A 4467-nucleotide genomic window follows, 5' to 3' on the forward strand; every position below is an offset into this window, starting at 1 on the left:
AAATTATAACCTTTGAATAACTGCCTTAGTCGAACGCTACCCCGAAAGTCATCTTCCTCTAAGTCGGGAAAATCTTTAAATGTGAGAAAAAAAGCACTCCGAAAAAAATACCCAGTATTTTATAGCTTTTACTCCCTGAATTATTCTTCCTAATTTGTAAATTACTTAATTCGCAAATTTACCGTAAAATTAAAGTAATGTGTTGGGCAAATATTAAGCAATCAAAATTTACTATAATTCAATAAAATTTGCCCAGTATAAAAGTTGGTAATCTAGGAATTATTCTATGTCTTACAGTCAGTTCAAAACCATCAGCAGCGTCAAAACAGCATTTAACTTAACAGTAGTTGAAGGCGTTGGCGAAGCCTAGCGGCAGCTACATCGCTTTATGCCAGAAGTTGAAGCGATCGCTCCTTCCCCTATTCTATCTGGTTATCTCCAAGAAACCTTACCCATTGTTGCCACATCCGTCAGTGAAAAAGCACGTTCGGAAGGTATTATTTACCCAATGCTTTTAGAAGTAAGANCTACATCGCTTTATGCCAGAAGTTGAAGCGATCGCTCCTTCCCCTATTCTATCTGGTTATCTCCAAGAAACCTTACCCATTGTTGCCACATCCGTCAGTGAAAAAGCACGTTCGGAAGGTATTATTTACCCAATGCTTTTAGAAGTAAGACGACAGTTAAACCGTAAAGTTAGTTTATTTTCTGGGGAAGAATTTAATGTTGATGAGTCAGTAGGTCTAAATGGGGTCTGTGATTTTCTACTCACCCATTCCACAGAAATTTTAGAAATTGAAGCACCAGCAGTTGTGGTTGTAGAAGCAAAGAAAACAGATTTGAAAACAGGGTTTGGTCAATGTATGGCAGAGATGGTTACTGCTCAACGGTTTAATGAAATGGAAAATTTTCCTATCCAAACAATTTATGGTAGTGTAAGTAATGGGATTCAATGGCAGTTTATGAAGCTAGTTGAATCAGTTCTGACCATAGACCTTAATGTCTATTCTTTGCCACCAGTAGATCGAATTTTAGGTTATCTAGTATGGATGACTGGAGAAAATTAAAAGAAAATTTGGCGTTGGTGAATAAAAGTATGATTTTACAGGACTCAGGAGTCAGGAGTCAGGAGTCAGGAGTTAGAAAGGACTTTTTTCCGCCTCAGTTATACCATGCATGAAAAAAGAATGCTACAAAAAGTGCATCTCGATCAGAGATAGTTAAAAATAGCTGCTGAAATTCATTATAGACAGCTATATATATCATTTTCCCTCTTTTATTCAATATTTATTACTTCTTTCTTCTTCCTTCTTCCCTCTTCCTTGCTTCTACCATTTGTAATAAAAATTTATCACGCTTGGTATTAGAGGGGAAATATAGCAATCAGGAATGAGATGTGAGAATTTTTATGATAGTTAGTTTGAGGTGAAAACCTGAAAAAAATCTGACTCCTGACTCCTGACTCCTAAATGCCACCAAAATCTTACAACTTAAATATGATTGCTATATGTCTGATTTACAAATTATAAATTCACGAATTTCATACCGTGTTTCACTAACACCGAAAATTTCTATTATCATAAATTTATAGACAAATTATTTATAGGAACATCTGAAAATCACCTATGACTCAATCTTTAATAACTCCTACTCAAACCCCTCTGCTCGGTTTATCCTTAGCTGAGTTAACAGAGTGGGTGCAACAGCAAGGACAACCTGCTTATCGAGGTAAACAATTATATCAATGGATATATCAAAAAGGGGCGAGGTCTCTTGCAGACATCACTGTATTTTCCAAACAATGGCGTCAGGAAATTGGTGATTTTCCTATTGGTCGTTCTGTTATACATCATCGCTCTGTTGCTCCAGACGCTACAGTTAAATATTTGCTACAACTATCAGACGGCAACATAATTGAAACTGTGGGTATTCCTAGCTATAAGCGCTTAACTGTTTGTGTCTCTTCTCAGGTTGGTTGCCCAATGGCGTGTGATTTTTGCGCTACTGGTAAGGGTGGGTTTACCCGTAACCTAGAACCTTATGAAATTATCGATCAGGTATTAACGGTGCAAGAAGATTTTGAGCGTCGGGTTAGTCATATCGTGTTTATGGGAATGGGAGAACCTCTGCTGAATACTAAAAATGTGTTAGCTGCAGTTAGGTCTCTGAATCAAGATGTGGGTATTGGGCAACGTTCCATAACTATCTCAACTGTGGGAATTCGCGATCGCATCCGACAATTAGCTCAACATAAACTTCAATTGACTCTTGCTATTAGTCTTCATGCTTCTAATCAAAGATTGCGGGAACATTTAGTTCCGAGTGCTAAATCTTATCCTTTAAAAGATTTGATTGCAGAATGTCGTGAATATGTCAAGGTCACAAAACGCAGAATTAGCTTTGAATATATTTTGTTAGCAGGTTTTAACGATCTACCAGACCATGCTAGAGAATTGGCAAAAAATCTGCGTGGGTATCAGTGTCATGTTAATTTAATTCCCTATAACCCTATTAGTGAAGTTGATTATCAGCGACCTACTGAGGAACAGATAAAATCTTTTGTTAATGCTCTGGAGGAACAAAATATTGCAGTTAGCATTCGTTATTCCCGTGGTTTAGAAGCTGATGCAGCTTGTGGACAATTACGGGCGTCGCGAGTCACGACTTAGTGTATTTTTAATTTAGGGGTTTGGTCAAATAAACTGTCAGTGATGGCAACCAAAAATATGTAGGGGTTTGGTAACCAAACCCCTACGATACTTTATTCAAAAAAATCAGGACTTGCGCAAAAAATAAAATTATACACCACCTGTAGGGGAGATTCGCAAATCGCCCCTACTAAATATGGTGGTTCTGTTTATAGAATCTGATTGAACAGTCGTCCGCAGCGACGAAGCGGAAGCAATCTCGTGACATCCCTGAGATTGCTATCCGTTCCGGAATGCTCCGCAAACCTTCCACGCAGTGACCGTCGCTGCGGACGCAGGCTATAGTAATTATCCGGATTTGATATAAGTCCTGAAAATTATGAAGTCTCTAAGATTAACTTGTCTAATTCTTGCTGCATTTGGGTGAGAACTTTTTGATAGCAAGCATCAACATATTCGCGATCGCTCGCTGCCTTACGTCCATAACGTTCAAATACAATGGGAGAAGAGACTCTGGTATGGATCTGTACTGGAAAGGGGAAATTAGGCAAAGGTCCAATAGCTAATCCCCAAGGCAAACCTATATAAATAGGAAATACTTCTGGGTCAACATTAAATAACCAAGGTATCCCCCACTCATGGAGTTGTTTTGCTTGTTCATAAAAATCTGCTAGTATAATTAAAGTATCGTGGGCACCATTAGAAATCATTGGTACAATAGGAACTTCTTCACGCAAAGCCAATTTAATAAAGCCTTTACGTCCAGCAAAATAGATTTTATCTCGCATAGAATGGGGGCGGAAAACATCAGGACCCCCGCCAGGATAAACAGCTACAGAAGCATTTCTTTCAAAGGCAGCGATCGCCATTTTTGGATGCGCTCTAACTGCTCCACATTGTACCGCTAAGGGTGTACTAGGGAAAGCTGACCAAGCATTTTGGTGCATTAGTCCATAAACCAAACGTTCTGGACCAAATCTTTTAAACCAGTCATACATACACATATGCATATCTGGAGCTGGTAAACCGCCATTATGAGAGCCAACTATCAGAATTTTCTCATCAGGAATATGATGCCAACCATCAGTTTGAACGCGAAAGTAATAGCGATAAAACCATTCCCACAATGGCATCATTGACTTAATTACTTCTGGGTCACGGTCATCTAATGACCAACCATCATAAGGTTTACGGATATTTTGTTGATTAGCAGTCATTTTCAGTTATCAGTTATCAGTTATCAGTTATCAGCATTTCCTGTAATAGGTCGGCTATTTCAGTTATCAGTTAGTCAGTTAGTCAGTTATCAGCACTTCCTGTAATAGGTAGGCTATTTCAGTTATCAGTTAGTCAGTTATCAGTATTTTTTGGTCAGCATTTGTATTTATTTTCGGTTGGTATTTACTATCGTAAATTATAGCGGATTAAAATTATTTGACATTATAGCGGTTTTCATTAACATAGACTACAGCAATAGAAGTTAAATTAACTCGCTTAGAGAAATATAGTTTTTTTCTACATAGTCTACCTTTGTGAAAACCGCTATAAATTATGATGGGTTATAGGAAAAAGTAGCTATGAAATACAAAAAATTTTGCTATTCACAAATTTCCTAATCTCCCCATCCCTTGTTTACTATTTAGGGCTTGCTGATTAAATCTTAAAGCATTGACAGATAAAAGTTTTCGCCTTTTTAGGTATGGAAAAAGTACCTATTTTTCAGTCCTTTATTGATGCTCAAAAAGTTAGGATTTTGGGCGCATAGTTGAGCAAAAAAATTATTCCCTTACACTCCCCCACTCCCCCGCTCCCCCGCTCC

2 protein-coding genes are annotated in these 4467 nt (G+C 37.9%); one reads left to right on the forward strand and one right to left on the reverse strand.

Annotated elements, in window-relative coordinates; all coding sequences use genetic code 11:
• Positions 1–1625: 1625 nt before the first annotated feature.
• Positions 1626–2669: a 23S rRNA (adenine(2503)-C(2))-methyltransferase RlmN gene (gene rlmN, locus AFK68_RS08855; protein ID WP_094672412.1), complete on the forward strand. Its 1044-nt coding sequence runs from the start codon at positions 1626–1628 to the stop codon at positions 2667–2669.
• 356 nt (positions 2670–3025) lie between these two features.
• Here rlmN and AFK68_RS08860 read toward each other — a convergent pair whose 3' ends face one another.
• Positions 3026–3865: a lysophospholipid acyltransferase family protein gene (locus AFK68_RS08860; RefSeq protein ID WP_094672413.1), complete on the reverse strand. Its 840-nt coding sequence runs from the start codon at positions 3863–3865 to the stop codon at positions 3026–3028.
• Positions 3866–4467: the final 602 nt, after the last annotated feature.

This window comes from Hydrocoleum sp. CS-953 (assembly GCF_002260545.1).
Lineage (GTDB): Bacteria > Cyanobacteriota > Cyanobacteriia > Cyanobacteriales > Microcoleaceae > Trichodesmium.